Genomic DNA, 17,666 nt, shown 5'->3' with positions numbered 1-17,666 from the left:
CTTGATATGGACAAAAGAGGCCCTTTGTGAAAGAGCAGGCGGAACAGGAGACCCTTCATGACCACCGTTACCCGCTTCGCCCCTTCGCCCACGGGCTATATCCACGTCGGCAACCTGCGCACCGCGCTGATGAACTACCTCATCGCCCGCAAGACCGGCGGCACCTTCATCCTGCGTATCGACGATACCGACCAGGAACGCTCGAAGCAGGAATATGTGGACGCGCTGAAGGCCGACCTCGAATGGCTCGGCATCCAGTGGGATCGCGAAGAGCGCCAGTCGCTGCGCCTTGACCGCTATGAGGCGGCGGCCGAAAGCCTGCGCCGGATGGGCAAACTGTACGAATGTTTCGAAAGCCCGACCGAGCTGGACCTCAAGCGCAAGAAGCTGCTGAACATGCATAAGCCGCCGGTCTATGACCGCGCTGCCCTTGCCCTGACCGAGGACCAGAAGGACCGCTACCGCGACGAGGGCCGCGAGGGCTACTGGCGCTTCATGCTCGACCAGGTGCGGACCGAATGGGAAGACGGCATCCTCGGGCCGATCTCGATCGATGCGGGCTCGGTGTCGGACCCGGTGCTGATCAAGGCGGGCGGGCAGGTGCTTTATACCTTCGCCTCGTCGGTCGATGACATCCAGATGGGCGTCACCCATATCGTGCGCGGCGCCGATCACGTCACCAATACCGCGACCCAGATCCAGATCATCGAGGCGCTTGGTGGCAAGGCTCCGGCCTTCGCGCACCATTCGCTGCTGACCGGCGCGCAGGGCGAGGAGCTGTCGAAGCGCCTCGGTGCGCTGTCGATCCGCGATCTGCGGGCTTCGGGCATCGCCCCCGAGGCGCTTCTGAGCATGATGGCGCGCCTTGGGTCGAGCCAGCCGATCGATCTGAAAATGAGCATTGACGAGATCGCCGATGGGTTCGATCTGAGCCAGTTCGGCGCGGCGCCGACCAAGTTCGACGCCAATGACCTGATCCCGCTGACCCGCGCGCGCAACCAGCAACTGCCCTACGACGCGGTCAAGGACGACATCGCGCGCCTTGGCATCCCGGCTGCGCAGGGTGAGGCCTTCTGGGCCGTGGCCTCGAAAAACATCGACAAGCTGTCGGATCTGGAGCACTGGGCCGATCTGTGCCTGAACGGCGCCGAGCCCGTGATCGAGCCTGAGGATGCCGAGTTCATCGCCGCGGCGCTCGCGCGGCTGCCCGCGCCGCCCTATAGTGCCGAAACTTGGGGCGAGTGGACCGCCGCCGTCAAGGAAGCGACGGGCCGCAAGGGCAAGGGGCTGTTCATGCCGCTGCGCAAGGCCCTGACCGGGCAGGCGCATGGGCCGGAGATGGCCGACCTGATGCCGCTGCTGCACAAGGTGCGCGCGAAAGGCTAAGGCCCGGAGAGTGATGTGATCGCAGGTCACGATGAAACGCCTTGGCCGATCTTTGTGATCTCGCTCGCGGCGGCGCAGGAGCGTCGCCGCGCGATCTCGGCGCAACTGCAAGCCCTTGGCCTTCCGTTCATCCTGTTCGATGCAATCGACGCGCGGCAGGGGGTTCTGCCGGAGTATGAGGCGCTGATCGACCGCGAAGGCACGCAGCGCAACCTCGGACGCCCCATGAGCCCGGGCGAATACGGCTGCGCGCTGTCGCATCTGCTGGTCTACCGTCGGATCTGCGAGGAAGGCCTCCCCGGTGCGATCGTGCTGGAAGATGATGCCGTCGTGGGACCTACGTTCAAGTCGTTCGTCGATCAGCAGGCCTACCGAAGCGCGCCATTCATCCAGTTGGATCATTTGCACGCGCGCGTTTGGGCGCATCGCCCGCCGGTCCATCGTTGCGACAGTTTCGCGATTCGTCAGCAGGTCGCGCCGAGCTGGTTGACTACGGGCTATCCGTTGCGGTGCGACGTGGCTCACCGGATTGCAGAAGACGGGTTGCCGGTGCGCAGAGTGGCCGACTGGCCCGAAGTCGCTCGGCAGATGGTGGCCTGCTGCACCGTACCCCGTGTCGTTGATCATCCTCCGCTCCATCAAGACAGCTCGTTTCTCGAGGCGGAGCGCGCGCGCTTGCAGGCTGCTCGCGCGCAGGAACGCGCTGCGAACCCCGCAGCACCTCGCTGGCAGCGCTTCGGTCGACGGGACTATTGGCGGCGCAAACTGATCAAGATCACGTCTCGCCGGGTCTCCTGACGCATTTGCGACGGGCGTGTGTCGCATTCTTCCGAAAAGTGTCGATTCTGGATTTTGTGCTTGTCAGGCGCGCGGGCGCTCGGCTATCCGAGAAGGGTCAGGATCGGGAGAATCTGGTTCCGGACCAGTGCCGAAGGAGCAACCGCCCCGGTAAACTCTCAGGCAAAAGGACCGTTCTGACACAGGACTCTGGAGAGAGGCGCGCACGCGTCCGCCGAAGGGATAACGATCTCAGGCGCCCCGTTTGGGGTAGGGACAGAGGGGGCATCGAGCGGGCCGAAAGGTCATGGGATTCGGTGCCGGGCATCCGGCTGACAAGGGGGCGAGATGGCCGATGATGCGGTCCTCAAGCGGACGGGGCTATACGATCTGCATATTGAACTGGGCGCCAAGATGGTGCCTTTCGCGGGCTGGGAAATGCCCGTGCAATACCCGATGGGTGTGTTGAAGGAGCATCTGCACTGCCGCGCGCAGGCGGGGCTGTTTGACGTCAGCCACATGGGTCAGGTAATCCTGCCAGCCAGCGCGGCGAAAGCGCTTGAGGAATTGGTTCCGGTCGATGTGACCGGTCTGGGCGAGGGGCGCCAGCGCTATGCGATGTTCACCAATGCCGAGGGCGGTATCCTTGATGACCTGATGGTGGCCAACCGCGGCGATCATCTGTTCCTTGTCGTCAATGCCGCCTGCGCCGAGGCCGACATTCGCCACCTTGAAGATTACCTCGAAGGCGTTTGTGTAATCCACAACCGCGCGCTTCTGGCCTTGCAGGGGCCTGCGGCGGAAACGGCGCTGGCGCGTCTGGTTCCGGCCGTTGCCGGGATGCGCTTCATGGATGTGCAGACCCATGGCTGGAACGGGGCCGAGCTGTGGATCTCGCGCTCGGGCTATACCGGCGAGGACGGCTATGAAATCTCGCTACCCTCCGACCGGGCCGAGGAATTCGCCCGCGAATTGCTGGAGATGGACGAGGTTGCGGCCATCGGTCTTGGTGCGCGCGACAGCCTGCGGCTGGAGGCGGGGCTGTGCCTTTACGGCCATGACATCGACACCTCGACCACCCCGATCGAGGCGGGCCTGAACTGGGCCATCCAGAAGCGTCGGCGGGCCGAGGGCGGTTTCCACGGAGCCGAGCGCATCCTGCGCGAGCTGGCCGAAGGGCCTGGCCGCCTGCGCATGGGCCTGCGCCCCGAGGGCCGCGCACCGATGCGCGAAGGCGTCGATATCTATGCCGAGGCCGAGGGCGGTGCGCCCATCGGCCAGGTCACCTCGGGCGGCTTTGGCCCCTCGATCGAGGCACCGATGGCCATGGCCTACCTGCCTGCCGACCTTTCCGAGGGCACCACGGTTTACGGCGAGGTGCGCGGCAAGCGTCTGCCCGCGCGCATCGTGCCCATGCCCTTCCATCCCCATTCCTACAAACGCTGAGGAGCTTCCCCATGAAATTCACCGAAGAACACGAATGGCTGCGCGTCGAGGGCGATCTGGTGCTCGTGGGCATCACCGACCATGCCTCGGAACAGCTGGGCGACGTGGTGTTCGTGGAGCTGCCCGAACTTGAAACCCAGGTCGCCAAGGGCGACGAGATCTGCGTGATCGAGTCGGTCAAGGCCGCCTCGGACATCCTCGCCCCGGTCGATGGCGAGATCGTTGAGGTCAACGAGGCGCTGGCCGACAACCCGGGCCTCGTGAACGAAGACCCGCTTGGCGCCGCCTGGTTCTTCAAGATGAAGGTCGAGGACATGAGCCAGCTCGACGGTTTCATGTCGGAAGACGAATACAAGGATTTCATCGGGTAATAGCATGTTCACCCCCACGACATACAACACCTACGATTTCGCGAACCGCCGCCATATCGGGCCGAGCCCGGCGGAAATGTCCGAGATGCTGAAAGCCGTGGGGGTGCCGAACCTCGACGCCCTGATCGACGAAACGGTGCCGAAAAGCATCCGTCAGTCCGAACCCCTTGGCTGGGCGCCGCTGACCGAGCACGCCCTGCTGGCCCGCCTGCGCAAGGTGGCCGGAAAGAACAAGGTGATGACCTCGCTGATCGGGCAGGGCTATTACGGCACCGTCACCCCGCCCGCGATCCAGCGCAACATTCTGGAAAACCCGGCTTGGTACACCGCCTATACCCCCTATCAACCCGAGATCGCGCAGGGCCGGCTTGAGGCGCTTTTGAACTACCAGACCATGGTGGCCGATCTGACCGGCCTGCCGGTCGCCAATGCCTCGCTGCTTGATGAGGCCACCGCCGCCGCCGAGGCCATGGCCATGGCCGAGCGCAGCGCGAAATCGAAGGCGCGCGCCTTCTTTGTCGATCTCAACCTGCATCCGCAGACCATCGCCGTGATCGAGACCCGCGCCCTCCCGCTCGGGATCGAGATCGTCAAGGGCCTGCCCGACGATCTGGTGCCCGAGGCGGTCTTTGGCGCGATCTTCCAATATCCCGGCACCTACGGCCATGTGCGCGACTTCACCGACCTGATCGAGAAGCTGCACGCCGCCAAGGCGCTCGCCGTGGTGGCGACCGACCTTCTGGCGCTGTGCCTGCTGAAAGAGCCGGGTGCGATGGGCGCCGATATTGCTGTGGGCTCGGCGCAGCGCTTTGGCGTGCCGATGGGCTATGGCGGCCCGCACGCGGCCTTCATGTCCTGCCGGGACGAGTTCAAGCGCTCCATGCCCGGCCGCATCGTCGGCGTCTCAATCGACAGCCACGGCGACAAGGCCTACCGCCTCAGCCTGCAAACGCGCGAGCAGCATATCCGCCGCGAGAAGGCCACCTCGAACGTCTGCACGGCACAGGCGCTCTTGGCGGTGATGGCGTCGTTCTACGCGGTGTTCCACGGGCCGATGGGCCTGCGCGGCATCGCCGAGATGGTGCATTCCAACGCCGTTCGTCTGCGCGATGCGCTGGTTGCCGCGGGGGCAGAGGTTGCGCCGGGTGCCTTCTTTGACACGATCACCGTCAAGGTTGGCGTGGGGCAGATGGGCATCATGGCCGCCGCGCGCCACCGCGGGATCAACCTGCGCAAGGTCGGCCGCGATCGCGTCGGCATCTCGGTCGATGAGTTGACCGATACCGATGTGCTGGTGCGCGTCCTCGACGCCTTCGGCATCACCGATCCGGTGCCCGAGACGGTTGGCCTTGGCTTCCCCGAGGAGCTGCTGCGCCAGAGCGCCTACCTGACCCATCCGGTCTTCCACATGAACCGGGCCGAGTCCGAGATGATGCGCTACATGCGCCGCCTGTCGGACCGCGACCTCGCGCTGGATCGTGCGATGATCCCGCTTGGCTCCTGCACCATGAAGCTGAACGCAGCCGCCGAGATGATGCCGATCACCTGGCCCGAGTTCGGCGCGCTGCACCCTTTCGCGCCCGCCGATCAGGCGCAGGGTTATCACGAGGCCATCGACGATCTGACCGCGAAGCTGTGCGAGATCACCGGCTACGATGCCTTCTCGATGCAGCCCAACTCGGGCGCGCAGGGGGAATATGCGGGGCTTCTGACCATCGCCGCCTATCACCGCGCGCGCGGCGAGGGGCACCGCAACATCTGCCTTATCCCGGTTTCGGCGCATGGCACGAACCCGGCCTCGGCGCAGATGGCGGGGATGAAGGTGGTGGTGGTGAAATCCGCCCCGAACGGCGACGTGGACCTTGAGGATTTCGAGGCCAAGGCGGCGGAGGCGGGCGGTAATCTTGCGGCCTGCATGATCACCTACCCCTCGACCCATGGCGTGTTCGAGGAAACCGTGCGCCGGATCTGCGAGATCACGCATGAGCATGGCGGGCAGGTCTATCTGGACGGCGCCAACATGAACGCGCTGGTGGGTCTGGTGAAGCCGGGTGAGATAGGCTCGGATGTGAGCCACCTGAACCTGCACAAGACCTTTGCCATCCCGCATGGCGGTGGCGGCCCCGGCATGGGGCCGATCGGGGTCAAGGCACATCTGGCGCCCTATCTGCCGGGCCACCCCGAGGTGGGCGGCGAAGAGGGCCCGGTTTCGGCGGCGCCATACGGTTCTGCCTCGATCCTGCTGATCTCCTGGGCCTATTGCCTGATGATGGGCGGGGCCGGGCTGACGCAGGCGACCCGCGTGGCGATCCTCAACGCCAACTATATCGCGGCGCGGCTGAAGGCGGCCTATCCGATCCTGTTCATGGGCAACCGGGGCCGCGTGGCGCATGAGTGTATCCTCGACACGCGCGAGTTCGCCGAGGTGGGTGTGACCGTCGACGACATTGCCAAGCGACTGATCGACAACGGGTTCCATGCGCCCACGATGAGCTGGCCGGTGGCGGGTACGCTGATGGTGGAACCCACTGAAAGCGAGACCAAGGCCGAGATCGACCGTTTTATCACCGCCATGCTCGCCATCCGCGAGGAGGTGCGCGATGTGGCCGATGGCAAGATCGGCGCTGAGGAAAGCCCGCTGCGCCGCGCGCCCCACACCGTCGAGGATCTGGTGGCCGAATGGGATCGTCCCTACTCGCGCGAGCAGGGCTGTTTCCCGCCCGGATCGTTCCGCGTGGACAAGTACTGGCCGCCTGTTGGGCGGGTGGACAACGTCTTCGGTGACAGGAACCTGATCTGCACTTGCCCGCCGCTTGAGGCCTACGCGGCGGAATGAGCATGAGGCCGGGGGGCGCTGCCCCCCGGACCCCCCGGGATATTTGGGCAAAGCCGAAAGAGCTGCCCTTGCAAGCAGGCAAGTGCGCTCCAATATATTCTCGAAATGGAATTCGAATGGAGGCTGTCATGGCCGAAGCGATGCGTGTGACCTGTCTTGAGTGCGGGCAGCCGAACCGGGTGCCTGCCGAGAAGCTGGAGGCGGGGCCGAAATGCGGGGTTTGCGGGGGTGCGCTGAACTCGGGCAAGGTCGCGGAGGTGGATTTCGAGATCCTCGCGAAGGCCGAAAAGGACGACTTGCCGCTGCTGGTGGATTTCTGGGCGCCGTGGTGCGGGCCTTGCCGTCAGATGGCGCCTCAGTTCCAGGCGGCTGCCGGGATGCTGGCGCCCAAGGTACGGCTTGCCAAGATCAATACCGAGGTTAATCCGGTCGCGACACAACGCTATCGGATCCAGGGGATTCCGTCCTTCATCCTGTTCCGGAAGGGGCGAGAAGTGGCCCGCGCTGCGGGTGCCAGACCGGCGGCGGACCTTGCAGCTTTCGTGCGTTCGAAGCTGGGCGTGGCGGCCTGACGCAGGCGCGATTATTTTTCGCGCAGCGCGGGTTGGGGCGCTTGACAACGCCCCGTGCCTGCGCGAAAAGCCCGCCCACGGTGAGGGGCAGTAGCTCAGTTGGGAGAGCGCGTCGTTCGCAATGACGAGGTCAGGGGTTCGATCCCCCTCTGCTCCACCATTCTCCATAGCCACCGGACCATGTGAATGGAAATTGGTCGTCGATAGTTTTGTCGACGGACCACGGGCGACATTATTTCGAGACCGGTGCATCAATGCGACCGCGGACTGTACGCGCTGTAAAGGCGCGCAATGCAAAATAGTTCTTTCTGAATCTGCGGGTTGGCGGCCATGCGGAACGCTTCCGGCGCTCACCACGAAGAGGACAGAGCGCGGCGGCGGTTCCCGGGCGCGAGATTGGGCTCTGAGCGGCTAGTAGAGAGCAGCGTTGAGGCTCTTCGAGGAGGATCGAAGCCTCAGTGAGATCCGATTGCGATCGGTTGGCCGGTTCAGAGCGGGAGGAGGCTGCGTGCCGCTTTCTGCATCTTCGAATAACGCGACGATTTGTTGATGTGGAAGGGGCGCAGGGCGTTTGCGCAATGCAGCCCATACCATCGCCTGTTTGCGCGCGGTCTGAACGTATCGCAGCTTTGCTTCGTCCGGGTCTTTCGTTCTTAGCGACCAAATGACCTCTTTGCGGCCAAATGCCTCCACCAAATCGGCGGGTTTCTTTTGGCGAAAATAGTAGACGCCAGACTTTGGATTCTTGTGCGGACGAGCCATCTGCAAGACCATGGTGTAGAACCTCGGTGCAGAACCGAAGTCAATCTAAGCCCTTGATAGGGGCCATCTTTTTGATTTTCAAAGTGAAAAGATGGTGCTGTGAGAGAGGATTGAACTCTCGACCTCTCCCTTACCAAGGGAGTGCTCTACCACTGAGCTACCACAGCGCCGAACCGGTGTGTTTCGACCGTGGGCGGGGATTTAGACGTATTCGCCGAACAGCGCAAGCGCAAAGTCGCACCCTCTCTCGACACATTTTTCAGGGCAGGCTACAGAGGGGCCATGAATGACAAAATCTCCGGATCGAAAAGCCAGCAGGGTAAGGACAAACCCTCTGCCGAGCTGAGCCGCGACGAGCGGCTGGCGGCGGCGTTGCGTGCGAATCTGCAGCGCCGCAAGGCGCAGTCGCGCGCGCGGGCGGCCGAGACCGGGGATGAGGCGGAAGGGAACGAGTAGATGGATTCGATCATCGTACGCGGCAACGGGCCGCTCAAGGGCCAGATCCCGATTGCCGGGGCCAAGAACGCATGTCTTGCGCTGATGCCGGCAACGCTTCTGAGCGAAGAGCCGCTGACGCTGACCAATGCGCCGCGCCTGTCGGATATCCGCACCATGACGGAGCTTCTCGCCTCGCTCGGGGCTGAGGTGACGGCGTTGCAGGATGGCAAGGTTCTGGCGGCCTCGTGCCATGGTGAGATCAACCCGGTCGCGGATTATGACATCGTGCGCAAGATGCGCGCGTCGAACCTGGTGCTGGGGCCTTTGCTGGCGCGTCTGGGCCATGCGGTCGTGTCGCTGCCAGGCGGTTGCGCGATCGGCGCGCGCCCGATGGATATTCACATCGACGCGCTGGCCGCCCTGGGCGCCGAGATCGAGCTGAAGGAAGGCTATCTGCACGCCAATGCGCGCGGCGGCCTCAAGGGCGCGGTGCATGAGATGCGCTTTGCCTCGGTCGGTGCGACCGAGAACTTCCTGATGGCGGCGGTGCTGGCCAAGGGAACTTCGGTTCTCAAGAACGCCGCGCGCGAGCCCGAGATCGTCGATCTGGCGAAATGCCTGCGCGCCATGGGGGCGCAGATCGAGGGCGAGGGCACTTCGGACATCACCATCGAGGGCGTGGACCGGCTGCATGGCGCGACTCACCCGGTGGTCACTGACCGGATCGAGTTGGGCACCTATATGCTGGCTCCGGCTATCTGCGGCGGCGAGGTCGAGTGCCTGGGCGGCCGCATCGACCTGATCGAGAGCTTCTGCGAAAAGCTCGATGGGGCGGGTATCTCGGTCGAGCAGACCCATACCGGCATCAAGGTCAGCCGCAAGAACGGCCGCGTGCGCGCCGTCGATGTGGTGACCGAGCCCTTCCCGGGCTTCCCCACCGACCTTCAGGCGCAGATGATGGCGCTGTTGTGCACGGCCGAGGGAACCTCGGTGCTGGAAGAGAAGATCTTCGAGAACCGCTTCATGCACGCGCCCGAACTGGTGCGCATGGGCGCCAAGATCGAGGTGCATGGCGGCCACGCGACGGTGCATGGCGTCGAGAAGCTGAAGGGCGCGCGCGTCATGGCGACCGACCTGCGGGCCTCGGTATCGCTGATTCTGGCGGCGCTGGCGGCCGAGGGTGAAACCATGGTCAGCCGCGTCTATCACCTTGATCGCGGCTATGAGCGGGTCGAGGAAAAGCTCAGCGCCGTCGGCGCCAAGATCGAGCGGGTGAAGGGGGACTGATGGCGGACGCGCGATTCGAGGATGCGGCGGAAGGGGCGCTGAGCCTGCGGGCAGAGTCGCCCGAGGATCTGGGCGTGATCGCCACGCTTGTGCAGGATGCTGTTCTGCCGATCACCGAGATCGTGTGGGAGGCCAAGGCCCGCCGTTTGGCGCTGCTGGTCAATCGCTTTCGTTGGGAAGACAAGGCGCGCGCCGAGGCAGAGGGGCGGCCCTTTGAACGGGTTCAGTCGCTGCTGGTGATCTCGGATGTAACCCGCGTGGCCTCAAGCGGTATCGACCGGGCGGACCGTGATCTGGTTCTGTCGATTCTCGACATTGCCTGGGAGGCGGGCGAAGACGGGGTAGGGCAACTCGTGCTGACGCTGGCAGGCGATGGCGCTATCGCCGCCACGGCCGAATGTCTCTCGGTCGATTTGCGCGACGTGACGCGACCTTACCGCGCGGTGTCGGGCGCGGCGCCGGTGCATCCGGAATGATCCGCGCGGCGCGCCCCGAGGATGCCGTGCGCATCTCCGAGGTGCTCTGCGCGTCGATCCGGGATCTGTGCGGCGCCGATCATCACGATGATCCGGCGAAGATTTCCAACTGGCTGGCCAACAAGACGCCCGAAAGTGTGGCGGCGATGATCGCAGCACCCGGCGGGCGGCTTTATGTGGCCGGGCAGGAGCGGATCGAGGCGGTCGGCGCCATCGAATGGGCGGGAATGCCGGAGGATACCGGCAAGATCACGCTTCTATACGTTCACCCCGAGGCGCGGCTGCAGGGCTATTCCTCGGCGCTGCTCGCGGCGATGGAGGCCGAGCTGGTCGGGATGGGCCGCAGCCGGGGCCTATTGACCTCGACCGCCACGGCTTTTGCCTTCTACCGTCATCACGGCTGGCACGCCGATGGCCCGCCGCGCGAGGGGCGCTGGATTTTGGGCCGCCCGATGCGCAAGGATCTGTCCTGAGGCCTTATTTTTTGAATGCGCGCGCTTGCCGAGGGGCGTGCAACTCTCTATCCCGTTGAACGGATAAGGAGACCGTGATGCCGCATTTCCTCAGCACAAGCGATGCCGATTTCGAGGCCCGTTTTACCGCACTGCTTGGCATGAAGCGCGAGGACAGCCCCGATGTCGATGCGGCGGTGGCGGGGATCATCGCGGATGTGCGTGCGCGCGGCGACGCGGCGGTGATCGAGCTGACCTCGAAATTCGACCGGCTCGACCTGACGCCCGAGACGCTCGCCTTTTCCGAGGCCGAGATCGAGGCCGAAATCGCCAAGGTCAGCCCCGCAGAGCGCGCGGCGCTGGAACTCGCGGCCGAACGCATCCGTGCCTACCACCTGCGCCAGATGCCGCATGATGCGATGTGGCGCGATATGTCGGGCGCGATGCTGGGCTGGCGCTTCACGCCGGTTTCGGCGGCGGGGCTTTACGTGCCGGGCGGGCTGGCGAGCTATCCGTCCTCGGTGCTGATGAATGCGATCCCGGCCAAGGTTGCCGGGGTGCAGCGCCTTGTGGTTGCCTGCCCGACGCCGGGCGGTGTGGTCAACCCGCTGGTGCTGCTGGCAGCAAAGCTGGCCGGTGTCGATACGGTCTATCGCATCGGCGGCGCGCAGGCGATCGCGGCTCTGGCCTATGGCACCGAGACCGTCGTGCCCGTGGACAAGATCACCGGCCCCGGTAATGCCTTCGTGGCGGCGGCCAAGCGGCGGGTCTTTGGCAAGGTCGGTATCGACATGATCGCCGGTCCGTCCGAGATTCTGGTGATCGCGGATGGCGACAACAACCCAAACTGGATCGCGCTCGACCTGCTCAGCCAGGCCGAACATGACGAATCCGCCCAGTCGATCCTGATCACCACCGATCAAGGCTTTGCCGATGCGGTTACCCGCGCGGTCGAGAAGCGGCTTGAGACGCTTGAGCGCCGCGCCATCGCCGGTGCCAGCTGGCGCGATTTCGGCGCGGTGATTGTGGCGAAGGATCTTTCCGAGGCCGCGGCGCTGTCGAACCGCGTCGCGCCCGAGCACCTGGAATTGTGCGTGGCCGATCCCGACGGGCTGGCCGAGGAGATCACCCATGCGGGTGCGATCTTCCTGGGGGCCTATACGCCCGAGGCGATCGGCGACTATGTCGGCGGCCCCAACCATGTGTTGCCCACCGCACGCTCGGCGCGTTTTTCGTCGGGGCTCTCGGTCCTCGACTTTGTCAAACGCACGACTTTGGCCAAGATGACGCCCGAATCGCTCAAGGCAATCGGCCCTTCGGCTGAAACCCTGGCGAAGTCGGAAAGCCTTGAGGCGCATGGCCTGTCGGTGCGTGCGCGCCTTGCGGCACTGAATGAAGGAGACGAGTGATGGCACGAATCGCCAAGTTGGAAATTGACGACTCGGGCCTGTCCGCGCCGACCCCGGAGATCGAGCAGGAGCGCCGTGTGGCCGTCTTCGACCTGCTCGAAGACAATTCCTTCGCCATTCCCGGCCGCGAGGGCGAAGCCGCGCCCGAAGGCCCCTTTGCCCTGATGCTTGCAGTGCGCGACGGGCGCTTGGTGTTCGACACCTCCACCGAGGGTGGCGACAAGGTGGCCGAGTTCCACCTGTCCTTTGGCCCCTTCCGGCAGGCGGTCAAGGACTATGCCCAGATCTGCGAGAGCTATTTCGAAGCGGTCAAGAGACTGCCCCCCAGCCAGATCGAGGCGATCGACATGGCGCGGCGCGGTATCCACAACGAAGGCGCGCGCATCTTGCAAGAACGCCTCGAAGGTAAGGCCGAGATCGACATTGACACGGCGCGTCGCTTGTTCACCCTCGTCTGTGCTCTTGCTCCGGTGAAATGATGCCCAGTCTTCCCCATTCGGTCCTTTTCTGCTGCGACCACAACGCCACGCGCTCGCCGATGGCCGAGGGGGTGATGAAGAAGCTCTATGGTCGGGAAGTCTATGTGCAGTCTGCGGGCGTGAAGTCGGATCTGGAGATCGACGGTTTCACCATCGCGGTGTGCCATGAGATCGGTGTCGATCTGACCCGCCACCGCTCGCGCGATTTCAACGAATTGTCGGATTTCGGGGATAGTCTTGAGTCATTCGATCTGGTGATTGCGCTGACGCCCGCTTCGCGCGCGATGGTCGAAGAGATGTCCCGGCTGCACCATGTGCCGGTCGAATTCTGGCCGATCACGGATCCAACGGGCGCCGGCGAAAACCGCGAGGCTCGTTTGGCGGCCTACCGCGCCACCCGCGAGCAGATCAGACGCCATATGATTGAGCGTTTCGGCCCGCCCAAAGAATAACCCCACGGAGACTGCAATGCCCCGCGCGACTGCCCTTGCCACGATCTCGGCCTATTATGACGCGTTCAACGCGGGGGATACTGCGGGGATGGAAGCCCTGCTGACCGAGGATTTCGAGCATCACGTCAATGAGGGCCAGATCCGCCACGGCATCGAGGCCTTCCGCGCCTTCAACGCCCATATGACGCGCTGCTACCGTGAGCATCTGAGCGACGTCGTGGTCATGGCCAATGACGCGGGTACTCGCGCCGCGGCGGAATTCGTGGTGAACGGGATCTATCTGCACAGCGACGATGGTCTGCCCGAGGCCAAGGGCCAGAAATACATCCTGCCCGCGGGTGCCTTCTTCACGCTGCGTGACGGGCGTATCCAACGTGTGACGACCTTTTACAACCTCGCCGACTGGATCCGGCAGGTCAGCTGATGGAGGTCCGCGTCCTGACCGGCGCGGCGCTGGACGCCGCGCTTGACGATGTGGCGCGGCTGCGGATCGCGGTCTTTCGGGACTGGCCCTATCTTTATGACGGATCGCTCGACTATGAGCGCGGCTATCTGGAAAGCTACCGCGCTTCGGCGGCGGCGGTGGTTGTCGGCGCTTTTGACGGTGCCCGGCTGGTCGGCGCTGCGACCGGAACGCCGCTGGAAGACCATGCCGAAGATTTTGCCGCCCCCTTCGCGCAGACCGGTCTGGCGCTGAATCAGGTCTTTTACTGCGCCGAGTCGGTCCTGCTGCCGGACTATCGCGGGCAGGGGCTCGGACACGCTTTTTTCGATGCGCGCGAGGCCCATGCGCGCGGCCTCGGGCGCAGCCATTCGGTGTTCTGCTCGGTGATCCGGTCGCCCGATCACCCGATGCGGCCCGCCGATTACCGCCCGCTCGATGCCTTCTGGCGCAAGCGCGGCTATGCGCCCCTGCCGGGCGTCGTTGCGCGCTTCAAATGGCGGGATTTGGGCGAGGCTGAAAGCACCGAAAAACCGCTGCAATTCTGGGGGCGAGAGCTATGAGGCAAGTAACCATCGCGGCGGCGGCCTACCCGCTTGACTGGCTCGAGGATTGGTCGGCCTATGAGGCCAAGGCGCGCGCTTGGGTCGAACATGCGGTGGGGCAGGGCGCGGGGATCCTCGTGTTTCCCGAATATGCGGCGATGGAACTGGCCTCGCTTGGCGGGCCAGAGGTGGCGGGCAATATCGAGACCGCGTTGCACGAGGTCGCGCGACACCGCCCGGCCATGGAGCAGATGTTCGCGGGTTTCGCGCAGCAATACGAGGTCTATATCCTGGCGCCCTCCGGCCCCGTGATCGAGGGTGACAAGCGCCTCAACCGCGCGGCCTTCTTCGGCCCCGCGGGCCGGATCGGGCATCAGGACAAGGTGATGATGACGCGCTTCGAGCGCGAGATCTGGGATGTCTCGGCCGGGCAGGGGCTGCAACTGTTCGACACCGCGCTTGGCAAGATTGGCATCGTGATCTGCTATGATAGCGAGTTCCCTCTGCTTGCGCGCGCGCTGTGCGAGGCCGGGGCCGAGATCCTTCTGGTGCCGTCCTGCACCGACGCGATCGCCGGCTGGTCGCGGGTGCGCGTGGGGGCGATGGCGCGGGCGCTGGAAAACCAGTGCGTTGCCGTTCAGGCCCCGACGGTCGGCGATGCTCATTGGTGCCCTGCCGTCGATGAAAACCGGGGCGCCGCCGCGATCTTCGGCCCGCCCGACACCGGCTGGCCCGAAACCGGCGTGATTGCCGAAGGTGCGCTGGATACGCCCGGTTGGGTTATCGGTCGCGTCGATCTTGATCTGGTCGCGCAAAGCCGTGCCGATGGCCGGGTTTTGCCTTTCGCGCATTGGCCCGAGCAGCTTTCACAGATCAAAGACGTCACGATTACGCGCGAAACCCCGGTCGAAACTTGACATTGGCCTTGAATTTTGCCGCATCCGGGCGCATGTATCGCGCGCCTGCGGCATAGCGCGGGTAATCTTATCAGGAGTGACCATGGCCAAGGAAGAAATGCTCGAATTCCCCGGCGTCGTGAAGGAACTCCTGCCGAATGCGACGTTCAGGGTCGAGCTGGAAAACGGCCATGAGATCATCGCGCATATGGCAGGAAAGATGCGTAAGAACCGCATCCGCGTTCTGGCCGGCGACAAGGTTCAGGTGGAAATGAACACCTACGACCTCTCGAAGGGTCGTATCAACTACCGCTTCAAGTGAAGCTAATTCTCGGATCGGCGAGCCCGCGCAGGCTCGAGCTTCTGGGGCAGCTTGGGCTGTCCCCCGATGCGGTGCGCCCCGCCGATATCGACGAAACCCCGCTGAAGGCCGAGCGCGCGCGCGATTACGTGGCGCGCATGGCGCGGGAAAAGGCCGCTGCGATCGATTGCGGCGCCGATGAGGTCGTGCTGTGCGCCGATACGACGGTGACCTGCGGGCGGCGTATCCTCGGGAAACCTGAAGATGAGAAAGAGGCGGCCGAGTTCCTGTGGCTTCTGTCCGGGCGGCGCCATCACGTGCTGACCGCCGTTGCGGTGCGCACGGCAACCGGCCAGCACGAACGTCTCGTCGATACCATCGTGCGCTTTCGCCCGCTGTCGAATGAGGATGTGAACGGCTATCTCGCCTCGGGCGAGTGGCGCGGCAAGGCGGGCGGCTACGCCATCCAGGGCCTTGCCGGGGCGTTCATTCCCTGGATTCAGGGCTCTTTCACCGGCGTGGTCGGATTGCCGCTGGCCGAAATCGCGGTTCTGTTGCGGGCAGCCGGAATCGCTGCCAAGGGGGCATGATGAAGGGACGCGTGGTCGTTCTGGGCCAGTTGCGCGGGCTTGAGGCCGCAGCGCTTATGGTTGACGGACAGCTTGAAGATCTGCTGGTCGATAGCTCGGACGCCGTGGCGCTTGTGCCGGGCGCGATCTGTCGCGGTCTGATCGAACGCCAGATGAAAGGTCAGGGCGGCGTTTTCGTGCGCCTCCCCGGCGGTGAGAAGGGCTTTCTGCGCGATGCCAAGGGATTGGCGCCGGGCCAGACGGTGATCTGCCAGGTGACCGGCGGGACCGAGGCGGGCAAGGCCCTGCCGGTGTCGCTGCGTCTGTTATTCAAGTCACGCTACGCCATCGTCACGCCGGGCGCGCCGGGGCTGAACATCTCGCGCCGCATCCGCGACGAAGACCTGCGCGAGGATCTGGGCGCGCTGGCCAAGGTCGTCATGGAGGGCTCCGAGATGGGGCTGATCCTGCGCTCGGCCTGTGAGGGCGCCGAGGATGGCGAGATCGTCGAGGATATCGCCGCGATGCGCGATCTGGCGGAGGCGGTGACCACCGATACCGAGGGCGAGCCCGAACTGCTGGTCGATGCGCCCGCCCCGCATGAAGAGGCCTGGCGCGAATGGGCCGAGCCCGCGCCCGACGAGATCGTTGAGGGCTTCGAGGAACATGGCGTTCTGGAGGCCATCGACACCGTGCTAAGCCCCCGCGTGGCTTTGACCGGCGGCGGCCATATGATGATTGAGCCAACCTGCGCGCTGATCGCGGTCGATGTGAACACGGGCGCGGATACCTCGCCCGCCGCCAGCCTCAAGGCCAATATCGCCGCCGCGCGCGACCTGCCGCGCCAGCTGCGCTTGCGAGGTCTGGGCGGGCAGGTGACGGTCGATTTCGCGCCGATGCCCAAGAAAGACCGCGCCACGCTGGAGCAGCAGTTGCGCGTGGCCTTCAAGGGCGAGGCCGCCGAGACCAGCCTTGCCGGATGGACGCCGTTGGGGAATTACGAGCTGCAGCGCAAGCGCGACCGTGTGGCCCTGACGCAGCTTCTGGAGGCCGCGAAATGAGCTGCCCGATCTGCGGCAAACCGGCGGAAGACAAATATCGCCCCTTCTGTTCGAAGCGCTGCGCCGATGTCGATCTGGCGCGCTGGCTGAAGGGTTCCTACGTGATTCCCGGCGATCTGACCGAGGAAGAGGAGCGCCCGCAAGACGGCGCTCCGGGTGGCCCCGAAGGCGCGCTGCACTGATCGAATTCCTGCGTATTGTCTTGATTGCACAGTGATTTTTCAGGGCGTGTCGAGGTTCTTAAGCTGGCGCTGCAAGTATCCGCAAAAAAACCGAAAAACCCTCTGGACAGCCCCCGCGCCAGCGTCTAGTAACCCTCCACCAACGCCGGATCGGCCTAGCCGATGGCCCGGTGCCCGGATAGCTCAGTTGGTAGAGCAGCGGATTGAAAATCCGCGTGTCGGTGGTTCGAATCCGCCTCCGGGCACCATCTCACCCCATAAATGGCTCGGTGAGAGAACGACAAGCATCTGAAATTGCTCTGATTTTAATCCCCTGATCTATTCGGGGTATTTGGAGCGTAGACCATGTCGAAGACCAAGTCGGTTCCCTTCACCTTCCGGAAAGACGGATACTACTACTTCACTCGTCGAGTCCCATCGGACCTTAGAGGCCACTATCAATCCACTCGTTGAATAGCCCCGCGTTTTCTAGACGCCTTCGGGTCTCAGTTTCCGCTGCCGTTCGAACTCGACGGGCGACAGCATCT

22 protein-coding genes, 3 tRNA genes and 1 riboswitch are annotated in these 17,666 nt (G+C 64.4%); of the genes, 23 read left to right on the top strand and 2 right to left on the bottom strand.

Annotated features, from left to right (window positions below; all coding sequences use genetic code 11):
- Positions 1-57: 57 nt before the first annotated feature.
- The 7 genes from gltX to KTQ37_RS12160 all read left to right on the top strand — a co-directional run bounded on the left by gltX (position 58) and on the right by KTQ37_RS12160 (position 7,548).
- Positions 58-1,386, top strand: coding sequence for a glutamate--tRNA ligase (gltX, locus tag KTQ37_RS12190; RefSeq protein WP_218630798.1), 1,329 nt, complete (start codon positions 58-60; stop codon positions 1,384-1,386).
- Between the two features lie 15 nt (positions 1,387-1,401).
- Positions 1,402-2,184 (top strand): glycosyltransferase family 25 protein, encoded by a 783-nt coding sequence (locus KTQ37_RS12185; protein WP_218630797.1) that lies wholly within the window; start codon positions 1,402-1,404, stop codon positions 2,182-2,184.
- Between the two features lie 94 nt (positions 2,185-2,278).
- Positions 2,279-2,368, top strand: a riboswitch (glycine riboswitch).
- Positions 2,369-2,511: 143 nt separating this feature from the next.
- Entirely contained in the window at positions 2,512-3,609 is a 1,098-nt protein-coding gene (gcvT, locus tag KTQ37_RS12180; protein ID WP_218630796.1) for a glycine cleavage system aminomethyltransferase GcvT, read from the top strand.
- A gap of 11 nt (positions 3,610-3,620) precedes the next feature.
- A complete protein-coding gene (gene gcvH / locus KTQ37_RS12175; protein ID WP_218630795.1) occupies positions 3,621-3,980 on the top strand; it encodes a glycine cleavage system protein GcvH in 360 nt (119 codons plus the stop codon).
- 4 nt (positions 3,981-3,984) lie between these two features.
- Complete coding sequence (gene gcvP / locus KTQ37_RS12170) at positions 3,985-6,816, top strand: aminomethyl-transferring glycine dehydrogenase (RefSeq protein ID WP_218630794.1); 2,832 nt, start codon at positions 3,985-3,987, stop codon at positions 6,814-6,816.
- A 128-nt stretch (positions 6,817-6,944) separates the two neighbouring features.
- Positions 6,945-7,388 carry a thioredoxin TrxC gene (trxC, locus tag KTQ37_RS12165; RefSeq protein WP_218630793.1) on the top strand — a complete coding sequence of 148 codons (444 nt, stop codon included), beginning with the start codon at positions 6,945-6,947 and terminating at the stop codon, positions 7,386-7,388.
- Positions 7,389-7,472: 84 nt separating this feature from the next.
- Positions 7,473-7,548: transfer RNA gene (locus KTQ37_RS12160), tRNA-Ala, on the top strand.
- 251 nt (positions 7,549-7,799) lie between these two features.
- Here the strand turns inward: KTQ37_RS12160 and KTQ37_RS12155 are convergent.
- Both KTQ37_RS12155 and KTQ37_RS12150 read right to left on the bottom strand, forming a co-directional pair.
- On the bottom strand, positions 7,800-8,162 hold the full coding sequence (locus KTQ37_RS12155; RefSeq protein WP_218630792.1) for a DUF6538 domain-containing protein: 363 nt from the start codon (positions 8,160-8,162) through the stop codon (positions 7,800-7,802).
- Positions 8,163-8,242: 80 nt separating this feature from the next.
- Positions 8,243-8,317: transfer RNA gene (locus tag KTQ37_RS12150), tRNA-Thr, on the bottom strand.
- Positions 8,318-8,432: 115 nt separating this feature from the next.
- Between KTQ37_RS12150 and KTQ37_RS12145 the strand changes: the two genes are divergently transcribed.
- From KTQ37_RS12145 to KTQ37_RS17020, 16 genes are all read left to right on the top strand, one after another.
- Positions 8,433-8,606 carry a hypothetical protein gene (locus tag KTQ37_RS12145; RefSeq protein ID WP_218630791.1) on the top strand — a complete coding sequence of 58 codons (174 nt, stop codon included), beginning with the start codon at positions 8,433-8,435 and terminating at the stop codon, positions 8,604-8,606.
- Entirely contained in the window at positions 8,607-9,875 is a 1,269-nt protein-coding gene (gene murA, locus KTQ37_RS12140) for a UDP-N-acetylglucosamine 1-carboxyvinyltransferase (RefSeq protein WP_218630790.1), read from the top strand.
- A complete protein-coding gene (locus KTQ37_RS12135; RefSeq protein ID WP_218630789.1) occupies positions 9,875-10,351 on the top strand; it encodes a DUF2948 family protein in 477 nt (158 codons plus the stop codon). The genes murA and KTQ37_RS12135 overlap by 1 nt, the downstream gene beginning before the upstream one ends.
- Positions 10,348-10,824 (top strand): GNAT family N-acetyltransferase, encoded by a 477-nt coding sequence (locus tag KTQ37_RS12130; RefSeq protein ID WP_218630788.1) that lies wholly within the window; start codon positions 10,348-10,350, stop codon positions 10,822-10,824. Before KTQ37_RS12135 ends, KTQ37_RS12130 begins: the two co-directional genes overlap by 4 nt.
- A 77-nt stretch (positions 10,825-10,901) precedes the next feature.
- Positions 10,902-12,212, top strand: a complete 1,311-nt coding sequence (hisD, locus tag KTQ37_RS12125) for a histidinol dehydrogenase (RefSeq protein WP_218630787.1) — start codon at positions 10,902-10,904, stop codon at positions 12,210-12,212.
- A complete protein-coding gene (locus KTQ37_RS12120; protein WP_218630786.1) occupies positions 12,212-12,691 on the top strand; it encodes a UPF0262 family protein in 480 nt (159 codons plus the stop codon). The genes hisD and KTQ37_RS12120 overlap by 1 nt, the downstream gene beginning before the upstream one ends.
- The gene (locus KTQ37_RS12115) at positions 12,688-13,143 is read left to right on the top strand and encodes an arsenate-mycothiol transferase ArsC (RefSeq protein WP_218630785.1); all 456 of its coding nucleotides are present in this window, start codon (positions 12,688-12,690) and stop codon (positions 13,141-13,143) included. Before KTQ37_RS12120 ends, KTQ37_RS12115 begins: the two co-directional genes overlap by 4 nt.
- Before the next feature lie 16 nt (positions 13,144-13,159).
- Positions 13,160-13,567 (top strand): ketosteroid isomerase-related protein, encoded by a 408-nt coding sequence (locus tag KTQ37_RS12110; RefSeq protein WP_218630784.1) that lies wholly within the window; start codon positions 13,160-13,162, stop codon positions 13,565-13,567.
- Positions 13,567-14,148, top strand: a complete 582-nt coding sequence (locus KTQ37_RS12105; protein ID WP_218630783.1) for a GNAT family N-acetyltransferase — start codon at positions 13,567-13,569, stop codon at positions 14,146-14,148. Before KTQ37_RS12110 ends, KTQ37_RS12105 begins: the two co-directional genes overlap by 1 nt.
- Complete coding sequence (locus tag KTQ37_RS12100) at positions 14,145-15,047, top strand: carbon-nitrogen hydrolase family protein (RefSeq protein WP_218630782.1); 903 nt, start codon at positions 14,145-14,147, stop codon at positions 15,045-15,047. Before KTQ37_RS12105 ends, KTQ37_RS12100 begins: the two co-directional genes overlap by 4 nt.
- Positions 15,048-15,129: 82 nt before the next feature.
- On the top strand, positions 15,130-15,348 hold the full coding sequence (infA, locus tag KTQ37_RS12095) for a translation initiation factor IF-1 (protein WP_036636451.1): 219 nt from the start codon (positions 15,130-15,132) through the stop codon (positions 15,346-15,348).
- Positions 15,345-15,917 (top strand): Maf family protein, encoded by a 573-nt coding sequence (locus KTQ37_RS12090; RefSeq protein WP_218630781.1) that lies wholly within the window; start codon positions 15,345-15,347, stop codon positions 15,915-15,917. The genes infA and KTQ37_RS12090 overlap by 4 nt, the downstream gene beginning before the upstream one ends.
- The gene (locus KTQ37_RS12085; RefSeq protein WP_218630780.1) at positions 15,917-16,957 is read left to right on the top strand and encodes a ribonuclease E/G; all 1,041 of its coding nucleotides are present in this window, start codon (positions 15,917-15,919) and stop codon (positions 16,955-16,957) included. The genes KTQ37_RS12090 and KTQ37_RS12085 overlap by 1 nt, the downstream gene beginning before the upstream one ends.
- Positions 16,954-17,139 carry a DNA gyrase inhibitor YacG gene (gene yacG, locus KTQ37_RS12080; RefSeq protein ID WP_218630779.1) on the top strand — a complete coding sequence of 62 codons (186 nt, stop codon included), beginning with the start codon at positions 16,954-16,956 and terminating at the stop codon, positions 17,137-17,139. Before KTQ37_RS12085 ends, yacG begins: the two co-directional genes overlap by 4 nt.
- Positions 17,140-17,311: 172 nt before the next feature.
- Positions 17,312-17,387 (top strand) — tRNA-Phe (locus KTQ37_RS12075).
- 97 nt (positions 17,388-17,484) lie between these two features.
- Positions 17,485-17,592: a DUF6538 domain-containing protein gene (locus KTQ37_RS17020; protein ID WP_413243724.1), complete on the top strand. Its 108-nt coding sequence runs from the start codon at positions 17,485-17,487 to the stop codon at positions 17,590-17,592.
- Positions 17,593-17,666: the final 74 nt, after the last annotated feature.

The organism is Sedimentimonas flavescens (assembly GCF_019264375.1).
Classification (GTDB): Bacteria; Pseudomonadota; Alphaproteobacteria; order Rhodobacterales; family Rhodobacteraceae; genus Rhodobacter; species Rhodobacter flavescens.
Note: the sequence above shows the minus strand (reverse complement) of the source record. Positions and strands in the feature narration are given on the sequence as shown.